Origin of the sequence: Corallococcus terminator (genome assembly GCF_049194865.1) — a bacterium.
GTDB lineage: Bacteria > Myxococcota > Myxococcia > Myxococcales > Myxococcaceae > Myxococcus > Myxococcus terminator_A.
This window is the reverse complement of the sequence record NZ_JBLZWL010000031.1, coordinates 1-18,714: the sequence shown is the minus strand read 5'-3', so window position 1 is coordinate 18,714 and position 18,714 is coordinate 1. Positions and strand designations below refer to the sequence as shown.

The window sequence follows — 18,714 nt, the reverse complement described above, 5'->3', positions numbered from 1 at the left end:
CCGGGCCCGCCGTTCGCACGGAGAGGAGGGAGGCTCAGCCAGCGCGCGCCTTGGGCGCCTGCACCGACGGGCCCTGGGCATCGCGCGTCGCCTCGTCGAGCGGCGGCACATACGGCCAGCCCGGCAGCGGGCCCTGGCCCGCCTCGCGGTTGAGGTAGTCCGCGGCGATGTTGGCGCTCTCCATGATGGTGAGCAACCCGCTGCCCGGATGCGTGCCACCGCCCACCCAGAACAGGCCCTCCACGTGCGGACTCTTCACCCGGGGCCGCAGCGGGCCCAATTGCAGCCATGTATGAGAGAGATTGAAGACGGCGCCACGGAACACGTTGAAGTCGTCCCGCCACGTCTCCGCGGTGAAGTAGCGCTCCTCGCGGATGTGCTGGCGCACGCCCTTCAGGCCTACCTTCGCCAGCATGTCGGGGATGCGCTCGCGCAGCTTGGCCTCCGTCTTCGCCCAGTCCACCGGACGCGCCGTGTTGGGCGTGGGCACGAGCACGTAGAGCGTGGAGTGTCCCTTGGGCGCGCCGGACGGGTCCGTCACGCACGGGTTGCACACGTAGAAGGGCGGGTCGTCCACGTCGACGCTCCGGTCCTCCAGCGCGTCGCGGTCCGTGCGCCGCGCGGCCTCCGAGAGATAGATGAGGTGGTGCGGCAGGTCCTCGTAGCGCGTGTCCAGCCCGTAGTACGCCATGAAGGTGCTGCACGAATACTTCGCCTTCTCCAGCGCCGCGTCCGTCAGCCGCGAGCCCTCGCGCGACTCGGCGGGCACCAGCTTCGTCGCCGCGTACGGCAGGTCCGCGTTCATCACCACCGCGTCCGCGTCCAGCACCTCGCCACCCACGAGCTTCACGCCCACCACGCGCCCCGCCTCCACGCGCACGCGCTCCACCGGCGCGCCCATGCGGAACGTCGCGCCCAGGTCCTGCGCGCAGCGCATCATCCCTCGCGCCAGCTCGCGGAAGCCGCCGTCCACGTGCCACACACCGAAGGCCAGCTCCAGGAAGGGAATCACGCTGAACACCGACGAGCACGTCGTCGGGTGCAGGCCCAGGTACTTGGACGGGTACGCCAGCGCGTACGTCAGCCGGTCGTCATGGAAGAAGGAGTCCAGGTGCCGGTACAGCGTCTGCCACGGCTTGAAGCGCAGCGTGGGCGCCAGACGCCAGGGCGCGTAGTAGCCCAGGCTGCCCGCGTGCGTGCAGATGAACTTCTCGTACGCGACGCCGTACTTCTCCCGGCCGTCCGCCAGCCACCGACGCATCGCCTCCACCTGTGAGGGGCCGAAGCGGGCGAGCTCCGCCTCCATGCGCTCCGGGTGGCGGCTGGTGTCCAGGTGGGTGCCGTCCCAGAAGTGCACCCGGGTGTTGATGTCCAGGGGGACCAGCTTCACGTAGTCCGCCAGTCGTCGTCCCGCCCGCTCGAAGATGCGCTCCAGGACGCCGGGGAGCTGGAGGATGGAAGGACCGGTATCGAGCGAATACTCGCCCTGGGGTCCGAGCTTCAGCCCCTTCATCCGGCCGCCGGGCACGGGGTCCTTCTCCACCACCGTGACTCGAAAGCCCTGTCCGGCCAGGTTGATGGCGGCGGACAGTCCGCCCGGTCCCGCTCCCACGACGATGACGTGACGCACCATGGCTCCTAGAATGCCCTGAGCGAGCACCCGTTGCAGTGTCCCAGGTGCGGACGGGCAGGCGGGCATTGTGTTTCGCCCCCGGGCGTTTCTCCTGGAAGACACGTGGGAGCGGGGACGGCTTGAAGGGGGCCGCCGCGCACTCGAAGCTCGCCTCGTCGTCCTCCCGGCCCCTTCCCCGGCCACCTCCCTCCGGTTCTGCTCCCGCGCGGCCGTGTCGACCCCCCTCCTCTCCCACCTGCGCCGCGACGCGGCCGCGTACTTCGCCCTGTTGATGGGGCTGCTCATCACCGCCGGAGCTACGTCCTACGTCCAGCGCGGCGTGGCCCTGCGGCGCGAGCAGCTCTTCGAGGACGCCGTCACCGACGGCACGGTGGCCCTCCAGCTGCGCCTGGACATGTACCAGGCGATGCTGCTGGGCACGCGCGGCGTCTTCAGTGGCAGCCAGAAGGTGGAGCGCGCGGAGTTCCGCGCGTACACGGAGAGCCTGGAGGCCAGGCAGCGCTTCCCCGGCATCCAGAGCATCGGCTTCGCGCAGTGGATTCAGGAGGACACGCTTTCGGAGCACGAAGCACGGATGCGCGCCGAGGGCGTCCCCGGGTACCGCGTCCAGCCCCGACTCGAGCGGCCGTACCATGCCGTCATCGTGATGGTGGAGCCCTTCGACGCGCGCAACGCCCGCGCGCTCGGCTTCGACGCGCTGTCGGAGCCCGTGCGGCACGCGGCGCTCCAGCGCGCGCTGGAGACGGGGCTGCCCGCGGCGACCGGCAAGCTGCGGCTGGTGTCGGAGCAGGAGGGAGACCGGGACCGCCAGGCGGGCTTCGTGATCTACGTGCCGCTCTACGACAAGCCGGAGCCCACCACGCCCGAGGAGCGCCGAGCGCGGCTCCTGGGCTTCGTGTTCGGCGTCTTTCGCATGAAGGACCTGGTGGAGGGCCTGCGCTTCCCCGGCTTCCAGTCCACCATCGACCTGGACATCTACGATGGGAGAGAAGCGCACGAGCAGGACCTGCTCTTCGCCTCGAGCGCCGAGCGTCCTCCCGGCGAGCGCGGCCTGCTGCGCTCGCAACTCCCGATGTCGGTGGCCGGAGAGCCGTGGACGCTGGTGTTCACCGCCCGACCCGCCTTCATCGAGGGGACGCGCTCCAACCATCCCGTCACCGTGGCGGCCGGCGGGCTGCTGATGTCGCTGCTGGTGTTCCTCGTCACGCGCGCCCAGGCCAACGCGAGGGACTCCGCGGAGCGCGCCAGCGCCGAGCAGCGACGGCTGGCGGACGAGGCCCAGGCGGCGGTGCGCATCCGCGACGAGTTCCTCAGCGTCGCCGCTCACGAGCTGCGCACGCCGCTCACGGCCCTGAAGCTCCAGCTCCAGCTCCTCTTCCGGCAGCTTCACCAGCGAGAGCCGCTGGACCTGGGCCGGCTGGAGCGCGGCGTGGAGACCTGCGAGCGCCAGATGACCCGGCTCGCCAAGCTGGTGGACAACCTGCTGGACGTGTCCCGCCTGTCGAGCGGGAAGATGGAGCTGCAGCTGGAGTCGCTGGAGCTGGGAGAGCTGGTGCGCGAGCTGGCGCACCGCTTCGAGATGGAGGCGCAGACGGTGAACGTGCGCCTGGATGTCGACGCGCCCGCGCCCATGACGGGCCGGTGGGACCGGCTGCGGCTGGAGCAGGTCATCACCAATCTCCTGTCCAACGCGCTCAAATATGGGCACGGCGCGCCGGTGGAGGTGCACGTGGTGGGCGACGAGAAGGAGGCCCGCCTGGAGGTGCGAGACAGGGGCATCGGCATCGCCCCCGAGGACGCGGAGCGCGTCTTCGACCGCTTCGAGCGCGCGGTGTCCAGCCGTCACTACGGCGGCCTGGGCCTGGGCCTGTACATCACCCGCCAGCTCGTGGAGGCCCACGGCGGCCGCATCTTCCTGGAGAGCCACCCCGGCCAGGGCACGACGTTCATCGTCGTGCTGCCGCGCGCCGGACCCGACGCCGGGGCCGCGAAGCCACCCCGGCCGCCGGAGCTCCCTGGACCGCCCATGCACTGAGGCAGCGCTCGCCAATGACAGCCACCGCCTCGTGGCGCGCGAGCGGGGTGTTACTCGTACGTCGGCAGACAACGGCTGGCTGCCGCCGTGAACGGCTGCCAGACACATCGCTGGGACCCCTGGGTACAGGCCGCCTGCGTCTTGAACTGCGCGCAGAAACACTCCCAGGCATTGGCGCTGGTGCAGAGCTCCTGCTCCGTCTCGGAGCGGACCTCCTGCTCGACTCCAGCGGACTCGACACCACCACCACACGCGGACAGACCGAGGAGCGAAACCAGCACGACCAAGCGACGCATCATGTGAACTCCGGTGCGACGAGGGCGACACCGCCCTCGGTGAGCTGGACCTTGCCTCAGGCTTTCAAGAGGTGTCCAGGGTGCCCCGGGAAGGGCACCTCTTCATGGACACGGCTCGACGAAGACTGGCGCATTCAAAGAGACGCGGGCGTCGCTACCAGGCGTAATCCTCGGGCGCGGGACGGTGACCCGGGAAGATTTCATTCAGCGTGGCCAGGGTCTTCTCGTCGAGCTTCACCTCGAGCGCACGGAGCGCCGCGTCGAGCTGACCCGCGGTGCGCGGTCCGATGATGGGCGCGGTGACGGCGGGCTGGTGCAGCAGCCACGCCAGCGAGACGTCCCCCGGTTCGTGTCCCAGCTCGGCGGAGAGGTTCTCGTAGCGCTCGATTTTCTCGCGATTCTTCTGGAGGGCCTCCTGCGCGCGGCCTTCCAGCCGGCGCTTTCCCTCGCGCTCCTTCTTCAGCACGCCGCCGAGCAGGCCGCCCTGGAGCGGAGACCACGGCAGGATGCCCACGCCGTAATGCTGAGCGGCGGGGAGCACCTCCAGCTCCACGGTGCGCGCCAGCAGGTTGTAGAGGGATTGCTCGCTGACCAGGCCCATGAAGTTCCGGCGCGCGGCGGCGGCCTGGGCCTGGGCGATGTGCCAGCCCGCGAAGTTGCTGCTGCCGACATAGAGCACCTTGCCCTGGGCGACGGCGACCTCCATCGCCTGCCATATCTCCTCCCACGGCGTGGCGCGGTCCACGTGGTGGAACTGGTACAGGTCGATGTAGTCGGTGCGCAGCCGCTTCAGGCTGGCGTCCAGCGCGCGGCGGATGTTGAGCGCGGACAGCTTGCCCTCGTTGGGCCACTCCCCCATGGGGCCGTAGAGCTTGGTGGCGAGCACGGTGCGCTCGCGCCGACGGCCGCCCTGCGCGAACCAGTTGCCGATGATCTGCTCGGTGCGGCCCTTGTTCTCGCCCCAGCCGTAGACGTTGGCCGTGTCGAAGAAGTTGATTCCACGCTCCAGCGCGGAGTCCATGATGGCGTGAGCGTCGGGCTCCTCGGTCGTCCACCCGAAGTTCATGGTGCCGAGGCACAGCCGGCTGACGGAGAGCCCCGAGCGACCCAGGTTCGTGTACTTCATGTCGACTCCCTCGCGGCCGGCTGGAAGGACGCAGCACGTTGGGAACGGCCCGGCCGGCTACCGTTCGAGCGCGCCACAGTGACGGCTCGCGCCGCGCGAGTCGAGCCCGAACCCGGGCGGCGTCCAATTCCTGTCCATCAACCAGGATAATCACAGACCGCGTAAGGGCTCCCGGTGGCTCGCGCATCCGGCGCGTCCATCCCTAGGAGAACCACGATGATTGGTCGTTCTGGATTACTGCTGATGGGTTTGTCTCTGCTCGCCGCGCTCCCGCTGGAGGCCTCCGCCCAGACCGAGGAGGGGCCTTTCTACAGCCGCCAGCATCTGCAGACGTACTGGGCGAACTACAACACGTCGAGCGCGACGGAAATCTCTCTCAACGCGTACGTCGTCCATACGGCGACGGGCTTCGGTCCGGCGCTGCGCCTGATGTACTTCTCCTGCCTGGATGGACTCATCCGGCAGGACTGCAACCAGTTGCAGGGGCCCTTCGTCCAGCGCTGGCAGCTCGAGGACTACCTCAACGCGTCTCCGGGTGGCGGCCACATCGTCGCCTACCTGGATGGGACGCGCTTCCTGAATGGCTTCGGGCCGCTCTTCGGCACGTACCAGTACCGCACCTGCTCGGGTGACGTGAGCCCGTTCGGCTACGGCACGCTGAAGTACATCGTGCTGCAGTCCGCCACCACCATCCACGGGCCCATCGCCGGACAGGCCTGCCTGCCGCACCTGTAGGCTCTTCGTGACATGAAGCCAGGTGCTCGGAGCGGCAATGGTCCGCTCCGAGCGCCGTATGGGACCGAAAGCCCCACGGATGACCGCTAAAAGGAGCCCATGTCCTCGAGCCTCTTGGCCACCCTGGCCTCGCTGTCACTGGCCCTCTCCGCCGCCGAAGGGCCCCGGTTCGAGCCCGCGCCCTGCCCCGCCACCGTGGAGGCTGGGGAGCGCATCGACTGTGGATTCCTGGTCGTCCCCGAGAACCGACAGAAGGCGGACAGCCGTCCCATCCGGCTGCCGGTAGTTCGCCTGCGCAGCCGCGCCGAGCACCCGGCGAAGGACGCGCTGCTCTTCATGCCCGGTGGGCCCGGGGTCAGCGCCGTGGCCCGGCTGCGCTCCGGGAAGAGGAACCCCTTGCTCGACGAGCGGGACGTCATCGTCCTGGAGCAGCGCGGCATGAAGATGGCTCAGCCGGCGCTGGAGTGTCCCGACATCAATGCCCTCAAGGGCGACATCGCGGCGGGCCGGCTGCGCGGCGCGAAGGCCCAGGAAGCGCTGACGAAGGCGGCGGGTCGCTGCCGCGCGACGCTGACAGCCTCCGGAGTGGACCTGGACGGGTACACGACGACGGCCACGGCGGACGACATCGAGGACCTGCGCAAGGTGCTCGGTTACGAGGCGTGGAACCTCCAGGGTATCTCCTACAGCACGCGGCTGATGCTCACCGTGGCTCGCAGACATCCCGCGGGGGTGCGCACGCTCATCCTGGATTCGGTGCTGCCGCCCGAGGTGAACTTCGATGAGGTCGGCGTGGCGAACCTGCTGCGCTCGCTCGACCTGGTGTTCGACGGGTGCGCCATCGACCGGGAGTGCTCGGCCGCGCATCCGGACCTGCGCAAGCGCTTCGCACAGCTCGTCGCCGCCGCCGAGCGCAAGCCGCTGCCCCTCGTGTTGAAGGAGTCCGCGACGGAGGGGCGTCCGGTGGAGGTGCGCGGCGCGCAGGTCGCCGAGGCCCTCTACACGGCGCTGCATGACCCGGAGACGATTCCCCTCCTCCCGCGAATCATCAGCCGGGCGGCGGCGGGCGACTACTCGGAGCTGATACCCCTGGTGGAGAACAGCCAGGGTGCGTCGACGATGAGCTGGGGACTGCGGCTGTCGGTCTGGTGCTCGGAGGAGATTCCTTTCGAGGACCCCCAGCGCATCGCCGCGCAGCACTCGCCGGCCATGGGCCTGGGCGGCGTCGACGCAGGCACGGCTTCCGTGGCGACGTGCCGCGTGTGGAACGTGGCGCCGGTGCCCGCCGAGGAGAACACGCCGGTGAAGAGCGACGTGCCGACGCTCATCTTCGCGGGAGAGTTCGACCCGGACACGCCTCCGGACTGGGGACGGCAGCTGCTGGAGTCCATGCCCCAGGCCCGCTACGTGGAGATGCGGGGGCGCAGCCACGGCGCGTCGTTCAACCTCTGCGGCGGACAAATCACCATGGCCTTCCTCCGCGACCCCAAGGGGCCACTGCCCCTGGACTGCGTCCTCCAGCTTCGCGGCGCCGACTTCGGCAAGAGCGCCACGCCCCGTTGAGGGCATCTCCGAGGCCGAGGACTACCAGGCCACCATGTCACCGGCGTCGTGGAGCCTTCCCGTGGAGCCGTCATCGCCGATGAGCGCCGGACGCACCGCCACCGCCGCCCCAGATTCTTCTTGGGCCAAGACGGTGGCAGCAGCGATGCGACACGCTGCCAGAAGGCGTCGCGGACGAGCTCACGGACGATGTACCCTTCGTCGGTGGTCAACCCCAGTCCTGACTTTTGTTAACAGCCTCTAACAAATGTCAGGGTAGAGGCGTCGTAGGAGCATGAGGCAGCAGCCGAGAACGAGAAAGCCAAAGTGGACATCGTCCCTGCGCTCGTCGCGGACACGGAGCCGGCGCAGCTGGTTCTTCCAGGCCAGCGTGCGCTCCACCACCCAGCGGTAGCGGCCCAGCCGTTCCTTGGACTCCACGCCTGGGCGAGCAATGCGAGAGGCGATGCCGCGCAGGCGCAGCCCGCGCCGGTTCTTTCTTGAGGCGTAGGCTTTGTCGCCATGCAGCTTCCCAGGGCGGAGCCGTCGTTGGCCCGAGGGCATCCTCACCGCGGGCACGGAGTCCAGAAGTGGGAAGAGTTCGTGCGTGTCGTGCACGTTGGCGGCCGTCACGGATTCGGTGAGCGGCAGCCCTTGGGCGGCTACGAGAAGATGATGCTTGCTACCCGCCTTCGCTCTATCCGTCGGGCTTGGGCCCGTGAGGGCCCCCTTTTTGACGCCCGAACAGACGAGGAGTCGATGGAGGCCCGCGAGAAGTCTATCTTGCCCCGCAAGCCCAGCTCGTCGAGCAGCCGCTCCTGGAGCTTTTCCCACACGCCTGCCCGGGTCCATTCCTCCAGCCGGCGCCAGGCCGTCATGCCCGACAGACCGAACTGCTTGCGGGGCAGCATCTCCCAGGGGATGCCACTGCGAAGCACGAAGACAATGGCTTCCAGGGCCGCCCTATCGTCCGCTCGTGGTCGCCCCAGCTTCTTCTTGGGGCGAGGCGGAGGCAGCAAGGGCGCCACGCGCTGCCAGAAAGCGTCGGGGACGAGTTCGCGGACCATGCCCCTCAACCTGAGGCTGGTCCTTGCCTGCGACCAGCCCAGCCCTGACTTTCGTTAGGAGCTGTAAGTCCTCTAAACCCCGCCAATTAGACAAGCGAACCCTAGACTAGCGAAAGAACTCTCTTGAATCATGCTCAAGGAAGATGACCTCAAGATTATCACCAGGAAGGATCCCGACCTCTTCCAGTGTACGGGAGTCCATTGCGAGGCCCCGGCGAAAAAAGCTCCGCTTACTATCAAGCTCCCGTGCATGCATGAGAACTTCTCCGGAAACCGTGTTACGCAACCGCCATGTTTCCCCATAAGTAAAGGGCTCCACGGGCGGCTCTATCTTGAAATAGACCATATTCACTAGCTCCTGAAAAGTAGCCAAGCTTCGAATCTCAAGCTCGACTCTGTATGCCGCCCGTCCCTCGTGCGCTGGAATGAAGATTTGAACGCTGCGTTCCAGCAAGTGTTCCACCGACTGGTGTGTGACCCGATCACCAAAGAAGCCCTGCGGCCATAAAGGGGCGCGCGTTTGATCCAATAAATTGCGCGAGCGAATACCCTCCAGGTCGGTCGGCGGCACCCACGTCGAGAGCGCAGACACGGGGCCATGGCGAATTACGACCCGATCAAAGAGTCTGCTTTCGCCGCTTTTGAGCTGAACCCGATACCCGCCCTCCGCTTGACTTACGCATGCAATTTCTCCCCGCCACCAGTCCGCACCCACCGCACTGGGCATTGTGAATTCGGCTTCACCATTCCTAAGCCCAATCAGCGCCGAAGCCAGGAATCGATTAAGTATGCTCGCATTGAGTCTCCAAGGGAATTGGCTTGGACCATTCAGAGTCGCGCGCGTATCCCGCCGAAGCCTGCTAGCCACCATTTCATCAATATGCAGTGGTCGGAGGCGTTGGTATTCATCATAAAGGAAATCAGCAGGGTCTTCGCCGCGCTCTGCTTTGTCACGAGCCACCTCCTCGACGCGTAGGAGTTCCTTCTCTAACGACCGAGTAGGAATGCCTCCCAAGAACTCCTCAAGAACTTGATCGTGCCTGAAGTCGCGTATCCGAATACGCAGCAGGTCGACCAATCCCCCATCTCCGCATCCGGACACAAGATGGTGGCGTATGCGATCCGCATCAATCTCATACTGAGCCAAGTCATCATTTCGCCAGTAAGAGTGCGCTGCACCAACCCCTGGGCGCTCCAATCCAAACCCAACCGCCAAAACAATCACATCAAAACGTTCACTATGAAATCCCCCTCCGGCATTCCTCCACTCCAAACGCTGGCCCACCTGCCCGGCCTGAATACCGACATTTCGCACACCTATCTGAACCTTGATCGTTCCGAGCTTTCGCACAAGCCTGTAGAACTCGTCGCGAAGCTCAATTGCAACATTCGCCGCGTAATTTGCAGACCAATCAAGCAAAGGGAGATCAGCATTCACATTCCGGCACCCGTCCGCAGGCCATTCGTAGATATGCGGATGAAGCCACCGTGTCAGACTTCCAGACTGAAAGGGAATCACCGCATCAAGACGTTCAAGAAGCGTCACAGAGGCACCGCACTGCGCAAGCGCAGCCGTTGCGGTCATGCCAGCCGCCCCCCCACCTATGACTGCAACTCGGCTATCGCGAGCCAACTTTCTCCGTTCGAAAAGAGCAAATGCCAAGTTCAGCGCACGTACTTGCTGCGAATATAGCGTAACCCGGCTTTCCAGGCACCCAATCTGGTAGACATTGGGTTTGGATGGGACGGCCATGTGCTGCAAGATATTTTCAGAAGAGACTGACATTTTCATCCCACGGTGGATCGAGGCAGCCGCTTGTAGATGGTCACAACCTACCTTGATGCGCTCGCATCTCCATAGTATGATCCCATATCAAATGTGAGAATAGAGGCTGCGGAAGAGCATGACGCAGCAGCCGAGTACGAGGAAGGCGAAGTGGGCGTCCTCCCTGCGCTGATTACGGACTCGCAGCCGACAAAGTTGCCTCTTCCAAGCCAGAGTGAACTCCGCCCCCAGCAGGGACGTTCCAGACGCACCTTGGCCTCGACGCCTGGGCGAGCGCTGCGTAGCGCGATGCCACGTCGTCGCAGCCTGCGCCGGTTCTTCTTTGAGGCGTAGGCCTTGTCACCGTGGACCCTCTGGGTACGGAAGCAGCGTTGACCTGAAGACATCCTCACGAGAGATATGGAGTCAACGAGCGAGAAGGGTTCATTGGTGTCGTGCACGTTCGCATCCGTCAACGACTCAGTGAGCGGCAACCCATGGGCCTCCGCGCGAGGGGGATGACTGCTCCCTGTCTTCGCTTGGTCCGTCGGGTTCGAGCCCGTGAGGGGTTCCTTTTTGAGGCCAGGACGGACGAGGATTCGATGCTGGTACGAGACGGGAGAGGAGCAGCTTGCCTCGTAGCCCCGACTCGTCCAGCAACTGGTGCTGGAGTTTTCCCAGACGACCGCCCGGATTCATTCCTCCAGTCGGCGCCATGCCGTCATGCCCGACAGACCGAACCGCTTGCGAGGAAGCATCTCCCACGGAATGACGCTTCCGAGCACGAAGCTGATGGCCTCAAGCACTGCTCGGTCATTGGCCAGGAGTCTCCCTAGCTTCTTCTTGGGCCGAGGCGGCAGGAGCAGCGGTGGGACGCTCTGCCCAAAAACGTCGCGGGCGAGTTCACGGACCACGTGCCCTTCGTCGGTGGCCAACCCCAGCCCTTACTTTCGTTAGATCCTCTGAGGCTCGCATTCCGAATCAAGCCGTGGGGGTCGCGCGACGACCGGGGTGCGTCAAGCGGGCGACCAGCGACGCCACGCCCCACCACACCAGCCCCCAGACCAGGACGACCGCGACCCAGCCGAGCACCGACGGCCCAGCCCAGCCGCCCGACGGCGCCGTCGAAAGGACAGGGAGCCCCAGGGCACGCAGGGGCATCAGCGGCAGGTAGATTGAACCCGCCAGCGCGGGGGCCAGCTCCTTCGGGAGCAACGCAATCGCGAGGAAGTGCAGCGCCATCATCACTGCCCAGGTCACCCGTCGAATTCGCATCGCCTCACAGCCTCTGGTGACAAGATGCGTGAGTCAAGGGAGGCTTCAGGGCGCGACGAAGGCACGCAGGTGCGTCCACTCGTCCTTCAACGTCGCGGCCAGCATCGCCTCCTGTAGCGACGGGAGGGGCCACGCGTCGAGTTCGAGCCGCCTGGCCGCGAGCCACACCGCTCGCCCTTCTTCGAGGTCCATCGTGGCCCGAGCCAGTCGCTCCGAGTCCGCAAGCAGCGCGGCGCCCTTCCGCCTGCAGTTCAAGCCCAACATGCGCTCGATGAGCGTCGACTCGGCGGCCATGCGCTCCCCCAAGGACCACAGCGCCCGTCCCAGCCGCATGCGATGGTCGGTGGAGAGCGTCCCGGCGGAGGCGTCGACGACCTGGAGGAGAAGAAAAGGCCCATGAGTGCCCAACTCCTGTACCAAGGCCGAGAAGGATCCTCCTGCCGGCTGCTCTACTCCTGCTGACCTCAAGAGTCGCTCCGCCTCCGCGTAGAGCGACACAGTGGACGTGGACCGGTAGTCAGGCAGCGCCACGATGCGCTCCAGCTCACGGAGCTCTTCCTCGGTGAACGGCGCGTCGGGCGCGTGCGGATCCACGAGGAGCAGGAGGGCCCGCTGCATCTCCGTCGGCTCCTCGTCCGCGAAACGACGAAGTCGCGACCGCAGCGCTTCACGCGGCTCCACCGGATGGATGTCCTTCGGAAAGTAGGCAAGGGCGGCCAGCAGCAATCCGGGGTCCTGGATATCTTCCAGATGGGCGAGCAGCCAGCGCCGCGACTCTTTATCGAGGTCTACGCCCGCGAGCGCGAGCATCAGGCGGACCTCCACCCGGTCCGTCCGAGCCCAGGCTCCCGCCATCGAAGCCTTGATTTTGTCCCAGACGGCCATCCCCGAGAACAGTCCCCGGTCCTCAAACGCCGGACGGCCCGCCTCCTCCCATGCCCACACGAAGGCGTCGCGCCAATCCTCTGTCGGGTGCGTGCCGCGCCGCTCGGTCAGCGCTTCGAGGACCGGACCTTCGAGGCTCGTCGGCGCCACCTCGCGCAGGCGCTTCACCATGCCAGCGGCCTCCTTCAGCGAACCCCGCTCCAGGAAGACACAGGCCTGGACGAATAGGGCCCGTGCATCCGTGGGTTCGTCGGCGAGGGCCCGGGAGAGGTGCTGCTGCGCAGTGTCGAGGTCCTTTCGCACCACGGCCTCCACGGCACGCATCACGGGCGTGGTGGGTTGCTCTGGCTCCGTCACCAGCAAGGGGTTTGCCTGGAACGAGCCCCCACCCGTGGTGGCGCAGGCGGACACGAAGAGGAACAGGAGGCAACGCGCGAAGGGCATGGCGAACCCAGTCTACTCGAAGCCAACGGGTGCATTTCTTCCAAGCGCCCGCGGCCCGTTCCAGGTGGAATCCGCGTCTCACCCCGCTGGAGCCCACCCCATGTCGTCGACCTCCTCACCGCTCGCCGTGCCGGAACCCTGGGACCTCGTCGCGCCCGACTACGTGCGCGAGCTGCTCCCCGTGTTCGAGACCTTCGCCAGGGACGCCCTCGCCCGCACAGGCACCGGCGCCGGCTCGCGCGTGGTGGACGTGGCGGCGGGTCCCGGCACACTCTCCGTGCTCGCGGCCCGACAGGGCGCCCGCGTGACGGCGGTGGACTTCTCGCCCCGGATGCTCGCCACCCTCCGGGAGCGCGCGACGTCGGAAGGGCTCTCCATCGAGGCGCTCGTCGGTGACGGCATGGCCCTGCCGCTGCCAGACAAGACCTTCGACGCCGCCTTCTCCCTCTTCGGCCTGATGTTCTTCCCGGACCGCCCCCGCGGCTTCCGCGAGCTGCACCGCGTCCTCGTCCCGGGCGGACGCGCCGTCGTGTCGAGCTGGCTGCCCTTCGAACACTCGCCCACGATGAACACCGTCTATCAATCCTTCGCGGAGCTGATGACAGGCGGGAGCGGCGGCCCCCGCGACGGCATGATGCCCCTGTCGGACAAGGAGACCTGTCGGCGGGAGATGACCTCGTCTGGCTTCGAGGAGGTCGCCGTGCACGAGGTGACGGCCCGCGTGGAATACCCATCCACCGCCACCATGGTGGACTCCTTGATGCGCTCGAGCGCCCCCGTCGTCCTGGCGCGCAAGGCCTTGGGCGACAAGTGGCCCGCAATCCAGCAGGCCCTGGAGGGGAAGGTCTCCGCTGACCTGGGCCCCGGCCCCCAGGTCGGCCTCTTCAATGCCTACCTCACCACGGGCATCCGCCGTCTGTCCGCCGAGTCCAAGACCAGACACTCCCCTACCGACAAGCGTTGAGCGAATGACAATCCAGCCACTTTCCGCCGGCCCAGGAACCCCGGACGCTCAATTGTGACCTTTCCTCTCTCTTCGTACGTCTGCAATCTCATTGCGGCTTCGGAGACAGCGTGGGGACATACCGCATCGTGAAGAAGCTGGCCGCGGGCGGCATGGCCGAGGTCTTTCTGGGCAAGGTGGTGGGCGCGGAAGGCTTTGAAAAGCCTGTCGCGGTGAAGCGCATCCTCCCCTCCTTCGTGCAGGACGCGGCCTTCGTGGACCTGTTCCTGCGCGAGGCGAAGCTCTCCGTCTCCCTCCAGCACGGCAATGTCTTGCAGGTGCTGGACCTGGGCTCCAGCGCCGGCCAGTACTACATGGTGATGGAGTTCGTGGACGGGGATAACCTGAGCGCGCTGCTCAAGGCGGCGCGCAAGCGCCAGGTGCCCTTGGGGATTCGCGAGATCTGCTTCATCGCCCAACAAGTGGCGGACGGCCTCGCGTATGCCCATGGCTGCACGGACTCTGCGGGGGCGCCGCTCAACATCATCCACCGCGACGTCAATCCCTCCAACGTCATGGTCTCCATCAACGGAGGCGTGAAGCTGGCGGATTTCGGCATCGCCAAGGTCGCCGACGAGGGGCACCAGGAGACGCAGGTCGGCGTCCTCAAGGGGAAGATCAACTACCTGTCCCCCGAGCAGGTCCACGGCCGCCCCCTGGACCAGCGCAGCGACATCTTCCTCTTGGGATTGCTGCTCTTCGAGATGCTCGCCGGACGGCGCCTCTTCGAGGGCACCACGCCTCAAATCATCCACGCCCTGGGCAGCTTCGACGAGCGCACGCTGGAGCCGCTGCCCGGCGTCCCCGCGCCGCTGTGGGCCCTGCTGCTGCGGGCGCTCGCCGCCAATCCCTCCGCCCGCTTTCCGGTGGCCCGCGAGTTCTCCGAGTCCATCCAGAACTTCCTCTTCGACCACCGCTTGCGCGTGGGCGCCTCCGACATCGCCAGCCTCTTTGGCCGCGCGTTTCCGGAGTGGCGCTCACCCCTGGCGGACCTGGCCAGCGTCCCCGGCGAGGAGATTCGCCTGGAGGGCGAGGACTTCCAGCGCGCGCGTTCGACGCCGGGCCGGGATGCACGGCGCCCGCCGACTCCAGGGCCACCGCCCACGTTGAAGCCCGTGACGCCTCCTCCTGGCGGCGCGGGAGTCACCGCGGTGGGGCGCCCCTCCTTCTTCGCGACCCCTCCCCAGCCAGGCCTCGAGCCCGCCACCAAGCTGGCCACCACGGTGGCCCCGCCCGGTCCCCGCGCCATCCGCTCGCGCCAGCAGCTGGGCGCCATCCTCCTGACGCGCGGCCTGCTCACGCCGCACGTCCTGAACGAAGCGCTGGCGATTCAGCGGCGCAAGGGCGGCAGGCTGGGCCAGCTGCTCGTGCAGGAGAAGTGGCTGGAGCCCGAGCACCTGATGCGCGCGCTGTCCGAGCAGGCCGGCCTGCCGCACATCACCGACGAGAAGCTCCAGGCCCTGCCGGTGCCGAAGGAGCTCGTGCAACGAGTCCCCCGCGAGCTGTGCGAGCGGCTGTGCGCCGTCCCCATCGGCCTGCGCGGTCGCGAGCTGCTCTGCGCGGTGGTGGACCCTCGCGACGTGCAGGTCACCGACGCGCTCAAGTTCTCCACGCGCGCCGTCGCCGTCCAGGGGCTGTTCGCCACGGAAGAGGCCATCCGCAAGGCCATCCGCCGCTTCTACGACGAGGAGGAGCAGCCCCAGCCCGCGCCGCGCTCCCATGAGCCCATCCCCCTGGACGACGAGCCCGACCCGGGTGGACGCGCGCGCGTGCTCCAGTTCGCGGAGCAGTTCACCGGGCGCGCGGTGCTCGACGGGGGCACCTTCGCGCCGGCCGAGCCCCAGGAGGTCAAGACACCCGCGTCGGTGGAGCCCGCGAGCCGGGCGACCCCGGCCCGGAGCGACGTGCGCGCGCGCATGGTGCTGCTGGTGGCGGAGCCCTCCGAGCCTCGCGAGGCCGTGGTGCGGCTGCTGTTGATGCAAGGGCTGGCGGCGGCGACCAGCCCGGCCGCGGATGCCGAGCGCGCGCTCTCACTCGGGGGTTATGACCTGGTGCTCGTGCTCGAGGACTCGGTGAGAGAGCCCGCCGTCCTGGCGCAGAAGCTGCGCGCCTCGCACCCGCAGGTGGAGGTGCGCCTGCTGCCGTCCTACAGCGCGGCGCTGATGGGCGAGGGCGGACCGCTGGCGCGGCTCGCGGAGACGCAGACGCGGCTGCTGGATGGAATGCTGTCCATGCTCGGCGGCAGCGCGACGCTGGCGCCCCTCATGACGAAGCTGGCGCGACGAATCGCGGTGCGGCTGGGCGCGGGGCGCGTGGAGGAGGTGCTGCTCGGGACGGCGGCGTGCGCGCTGGCCCTGGCCGCGCGACTGGAGGAGCCACGCCGCTTCAAGCTGCCCTCACGCGCGCGCGCCCTGGTGCTCGCGAGCAACGCCATGCCCGAGGTGACCGAGCTGCTCATGTCGGTGCTGCCCGAAGGCGAGGAGCGCACCCCGCCCGTGGGACGCGCGGCGGGGGCGCTGCTGGGCGCGGCGCGCTTCGTCCAGGAGGTCCACACCCCGCAGCCCACGCCGGCCAAGGCGGCCCAGGCGCTCCAGACACTGCGCCAGGATCCGCGGCTGCCCCTCCCCGTGCTGGAGGCGCTCACCCTGGAGCTGGAGGGGAGCACACACGCCGACCAGACGGCCCCCAAGGTGGTGGTGGCCGAGACGGACAGCGCCAACGCGATGACGCTGCAAATCCGACTCATGGCGGAGGGCTTCAGCACCGTGCGCGCGAAGACTCGCGCGGATGTGGAGAAGGCGGTGAACGCAGGCGCGCAGGCGGCCATCCTCGCCAACCCGCTGCCGGACGGAGACTTGAGCTCGCTCTTGCAAGCGCTCCGGAAGAACCCGGCCACCCAGGACCTGCCCGTCTTCCTCATCGTCGACAAGGAAGACGCCACTGTCTTCACCGCCAGCCTGGAGGCGGGGGCCGATGACGTCCTGGTCCGCTCCGCGAGCCCCGAGGTGCTCATCGCCAAGCTGCGCCGGGGCATCCAGCAGCGCCAGGGGGCGCGCCGCGCCGCGAAGACGGCCCCTTGAGCGAGGAGTGGGCCGCGTTGTTCAGCGGCGCACAGCTCCCCTGATAACGCATGCGGGCAAGTCAGCCCTCCTGGGCATCATCCCGGAGTTCCCCTTTCCAGGAGCTCCGGATGATGCTGAAGCCTGCGTCGGGATTCGTGCTGGCGTTGACCGTCGCGGTGGGAATGGTGGTCACCACCTTCCCACGGGATGAGCCTCTCGCGGCCGAGTCCGCCGTCCCCACCTCCAGCGCGTGTGAGGCGGACAAGCAGAAGCTCCTCATGTCGAGGGCGCGCAGCGGCCTTCCGCTGGACGTCACGCCAGCCCTCTTCTCGGAAGAGCCGGTGGGCCTGCGGGGCTACTGTTCCTATGACTGCTCGGGGTGCGCCACCTCCGCGGAGTGTCGGGCTCGCGGCGCGGGCAGCTGCTACAACATCTGCCCCTGAGCGTCCCTCCGGGCGATACCCGGTGCTCCACGCTGGAGCACCGGGTAGAGGACTCGAGGAGTCCCTGTCAGCCGCAGGTGGACGAGAACTCCGTCACCGCGAAGCTGGTCCGGCGACCGCCGATCCACGCGGTCTGGTAACACTCACAGGACATGTACCCGACCACCTTCGTGAGCGTCGCGTCGGAGTAGTAGTCAATCCAGTAGGACTGGTTGCCGCAGAAGGGCAGCGCGTCCGCGCGCGTGTCGATTGACGACTGCTCCTCCTCCAGCGCCGGCTCCACACCACCACAGCCCACCATCAGCAGCCCTGCCGCCAACACTCCACCCAGGATGTTGCTGCTTCGCACGTGTGCATCCTCCACCGAGCGATTGGGGGCCCGGTGGGGCAAACCTAGCACCAGTCCGTGAAGTCGAGACAAGTCGGCGAGAATGACTCACCCTGTCTCAAGGATTGCCAGTGGCATAGGCCCACAGCTCGATGGGCGTCGCGTAATAAATCCATCCGAAGAAGCCTCCCACCGCGGAGTGCGCGGGCGGACGGAGGTACGCCTTGTCCCTCATGCCGAGCAGCTTCAGCAGCCCGCCGAGGGTGCACGTCCACAGCAGTTGCAACAGGGACGTGATGACATACGAGGCGGCGACAAAGGGCAGATAGAAGGGGCCGAAGATGCGCGCCTGGAGCAGGTGCATCTTCTCGTGCTGCCCCGCGCCTCCCAGGTTCACCGTGCCCAACGTCTGGAGCACGTTGTGTCCGAACGAGCCTCCTGGGTTCGGCCGATAGACAACCCAGCCCTGATTCTCCGAGTCCGCGCGGGAGGGCCTGCCGAAGAAGACATAGACGAGATTGCCGAAGACGAAGCCGAACAGCGTGTTGGGCAAGCTCCACGTCAGGTCGATGAGAAGCTCCACCCACCCCTGGGCGGAGGACAGCGGATAGCTGCGCAGGAGCCCCGTCTGGAGGCCGTACCCCAACCCCAGGGGAAGCCCCAGCAGCAGCGCGACACCCGCCGGAAAGGCGCCGCCCGTCACCGCGCTGACGAGGAGCAGGACTCCCGGCATCAGCACGAGCGACAGCAGCACCGTCAGGAAGGACTGCTTATCCTTCGACATGGTCCCCACCTCTCGAAGCTCGAAGCGAAGCCACCGTGGCTTCCTCTCTCGTGGAGCACCGGTCCTCCCATTGTGACACCCGGGCGAGCCACCGTGGGCAGGGCGGCACGGCAGGCCGTGTTATGCGTCACCCATGCCGAGGATTCTCATGGCGGCCCATCCGACGGCGGGCCACACCAACGCCCTGCGCGTCATGGGCGTGCGACTGCGCGAGCTGGGCCACGACGTCGCGATGGCCCTCGCCGCCCCGCCCCTTCCCTTCTCCCACCTCTGGCCCGAGCCCCTGCGCGT

Annotated in this window: 16 protein-coding genes; 6 read left to right on the top strand and 10 right to left on the bottom strand. The window is 67.4% G+C overall.

Going from position 1 to position 18,714, the window contains the following annotated elements; genetic code table 11:
* Positions 1-34: 34 nt before the first annotated feature.
* Positions 35-1,633, bottom strand: a complete 1,599-nt coding sequence (locus ACN469_RS12575; RefSeq protein ID WP_498767485.1) for a phytoene desaturase family protein — start codon at positions 1,631-1,633, stop codon at positions 35-37.
* A gap of 211 nt (positions 1,634-1,844) precedes the next feature.
* Between ACN469_RS12575 and ACN469_RS12570 the strand changes: the two genes are divergently transcribed.
* Positions 1,845-3,668 carry a CHASE domain-containing protein gene (locus ACN469_RS12570; protein WP_498767483.1) on the top strand — a complete coding sequence of 608 codons (1,824 nt, stop codon included), beginning with the start codon at positions 1,845-1,847 and terminating at the stop codon, positions 3,666-3,668.
* A gap of 50 nt (positions 3,669-3,718) precedes the next feature.
* On the opposite strand, the gene ACN469_RS12565 is transcribed toward ACN469_RS12570, so the two are convergent.
* Both ACN469_RS12565 and ACN469_RS12560 read right to left on the bottom strand, forming a co-directional pair.
* Positions 3,719-3,967, bottom strand: a complete 249-nt coding sequence (locus tag ACN469_RS12565; RefSeq protein WP_498767481.1) for a hypothetical protein — start codon at positions 3,965-3,967, stop codon at positions 3,719-3,721.
* Positions 3,968-4,118: 151 nt separating this feature from the next.
* A complete protein-coding gene (locus tag ACN469_RS12560) occupies positions 4,119-5,090 on the bottom strand; it encodes an aldo/keto reductase (RefSeq protein WP_498767479.1) in 972 nt (323 codons plus the stop codon).
* A gap of 243 nt (positions 5,091-5,333) precedes the next feature.
* On the opposite strand from ACN469_RS12560, the gene ACN469_RS12555 reads away from it, so the two are divergent.
* Together ACN469_RS12555 and ACN469_RS12550 are read left to right on the top strand one after the other, a co-directional pair.
* Positions 5,334-5,825, top strand: a complete 492-nt coding sequence (locus ACN469_RS12555; protein WP_498767477.1) for a hypothetical protein — start codon at positions 5,334-5,336, stop codon at positions 5,823-5,825.
* Positions 5,826-5,924: 99 nt separating this feature from the next.
* On the top strand, positions 5,925-7,388 hold the full coding sequence (locus ACN469_RS12550) for an alpha/beta fold hydrolase (RefSeq protein ID WP_498767475.1): 1,464 nt from the start codon (positions 5,925-5,927) through the stop codon (positions 7,386-7,388).
* 240 nt (positions 7,389-7,628) lie between these two features.
* Here the strand turns inward: ACN469_RS12550 and ACN469_RS12545 are convergent.
* The 5 genes from ACN469_RS12545 to ACN469_RS12525 all read right to left on the bottom strand — a co-directional run bounded on the left by ACN469_RS12545 (position 7,629) and on the right by ACN469_RS12525 (position 12,803).
* A protein-coding gene (locus ACN469_RS12545; RefSeq protein ID WP_498767473.1) for an IS5 family transposase occupies positions 7,629-8,434 on the bottom strand; the annotation gives its coding sequence in 2 pieces (ribosomal slippage) (positions 7,629-8,089 and positions 8,089-8,434; 807 coding nt in all).
* A gap of 106 nt (positions 8,435-8,540) precedes the next feature.
* Positions 8,541-10,226, bottom strand: a complete 1,686-nt coding sequence (locus tag ACN469_RS12540) for an FAD-dependent oxidoreductase (RefSeq protein ID WP_498767471.1) — start codon at positions 10,224-10,226, stop codon at positions 8,541-8,543.
* Positions 10,227-10,894: 668 nt separating this feature from the next.
* Complete coding sequence (locus tag ACN469_RS12535) at positions 10,895-11,113, bottom strand: transposase (RefSeq protein ID WP_498767572.1); 219 nt, start codon at positions 11,111-11,113, stop codon at positions 10,895-10,897.
* Positions 11,114-11,180: 67 nt separating this feature from the next.
* Positions 11,181-11,474: a hypothetical protein gene (locus tag ACN469_RS12530; protein ID WP_498767469.1), complete on the bottom strand. Its 294-nt coding sequence runs from the start codon at positions 11,472-11,474 to the stop codon at positions 11,181-11,183.
* Between the two features lie 45 nt (positions 11,475-11,519).
* Positions 11,520-12,803: a tetratricopeptide repeat protein gene (locus ACN469_RS12525; protein WP_498767467.1), complete on the bottom strand. Its 1,284-nt coding sequence runs from the start codon at positions 12,801-12,803 to the stop codon at positions 11,520-11,522.
* 100 nt (positions 12,804-12,903) lie between these two features.
* Here ACN469_RS12525 and ACN469_RS12520 point away from each other — a divergent pair, with 100 nt between their 5' ends.
* From ACN469_RS12520 to ACN469_RS12510, 3 genes are all read left to right on the top strand, one after another.
* Positions 12,904-13,767 (top strand): class I SAM-dependent methyltransferase, encoded by an 864-nt coding sequence (locus tag ACN469_RS12520; RefSeq protein WP_498767465.1) that lies wholly within the window; start codon positions 12,904-12,906, stop codon positions 13,765-13,767.
* 110 nt (positions 13,768-13,877) lie between these two features.
* Entirely contained in the window at positions 13,878-16,886 is a 3,009-nt protein-coding gene (locus tag ACN469_RS12515; RefSeq protein WP_498767463.1) for a protein kinase domain-containing protein, read from the top strand.
* A gap of 110 nt (positions 16,887-16,996) precedes the next feature.
* Positions 16,997-17,311: a hypothetical protein gene (locus ACN469_RS12510; protein ID WP_498767461.1), complete on the top strand. Its 315-nt coding sequence runs from the start codon at positions 16,997-16,999 to the stop codon at positions 17,309-17,311.
* A gap of 67 nt (positions 17,312-17,378) precedes the next feature.
* Here the strand turns inward: ACN469_RS12510 and ACN469_RS12505 are convergent, their stop codons facing one another.
* Together ACN469_RS12505 and ACN469_RS12500 are read right to left on the bottom strand one after the other, a co-directional pair.
* The gene (locus ACN469_RS12505) at positions 17,379-17,660 is read right to left on the bottom strand and encodes a hypothetical protein (protein WP_498767460.1); all 282 of its coding nucleotides are present in this window, start codon (positions 17,658-17,660) and stop codon (positions 17,379-17,381) included.
* 97 nt (positions 17,661-17,757) lie between these two features.
* Positions 17,758-18,423 carry a hypothetical protein gene (locus ACN469_RS12500; RefSeq protein ID WP_498767458.1) on the bottom strand — a complete coding sequence of 222 codons (666 nt, stop codon included), beginning with the start codon at positions 18,421-18,423 and terminating at the stop codon, positions 17,758-17,760.
* Between the last annotated feature and the right edge of the window lie 291 nt (positions 18,424-18,714).

Excerpts from the sequence above, each read along its gene's own strand:
- ACN469_RS12555 (WP_498767477.1), top strand. The coding sequence starts at position 5,334 with ATGGGTTTGTCTCTGCTCGCCGCGCTCCCGCTGGAGGCCTCCGCCCAG.
- ACN469_RS12560 (WP_498767479.1), bottom strand. The coding sequence starts at position 5,090 with ATGAAGTACACGAACCTGGGTCGCTCGGGGCTCTCCGTCAGCCGGCTG.
- ACN469_RS12520 (WP_498767465.1), top strand. The coding sequence starts at position 12,904 with ATGTCGTCGACCTCCTCACCGCTCGCCGTGCCGGAACCCTGGGACCTC.
- ACN469_RS12530 (WP_498767469.1), bottom strand. The coding sequence starts at position 11,474 with ATGCGAATTCGACGGGTGACCTGGGCAGTGATGATGGCGCTGCACTTC.
- ACN469_RS12550 (WP_498767475.1), top strand. The coding sequence starts at position 5,925 with ATGTCCTCGAGCCTCTTGGCCACCCTGGCCTCGCTGTCACTGGCCCTC.
- ACN469_RS12540 (WP_498767471.1), bottom strand. The coding sequence starts at position 10,226 with ATGAAAATGTCAGTCTCTTCTGAAAATATCTTGCAGCACATGGCCGTC.
- ACN469_RS12510 (WP_498767461.1), top strand. The coding sequence starts at position 16,997 with ATGATGCTGAAGCCTGCGTCGGGATTCGTGCTGGCGTTGACCGTCGCG.
- ACN469_RS12575 (WP_498767485.1), bottom strand. The coding sequence starts at position 1,633 with ATGGTGCGTCACGTCATCGTCGTGGGAGCGGGACCGGGCGGACTGTCC.
- ACN469_RS12525 (WP_498767467.1), bottom strand. The coding sequence starts at position 12,803 with ATGCCCTTCGCGCGTTGCCTCCTGTTCCTCTTCGTGTCCGCCTGCGCC.
- ACN469_RS12565 (WP_498767481.1), bottom strand. The coding sequence starts at position 3,967 with ATGATGCGTCGCTTGGTCGTGCTGGTTTCGCTCCTCGGTCTGTCCGCG.
- ACN469_RS12500 (WP_498767458.1), bottom strand. The coding sequence starts at position 18,423 with ATGTCGAAGGATAAGCAGTCCTTCCTGACGGTGCTGCTGTCGCTCGTG.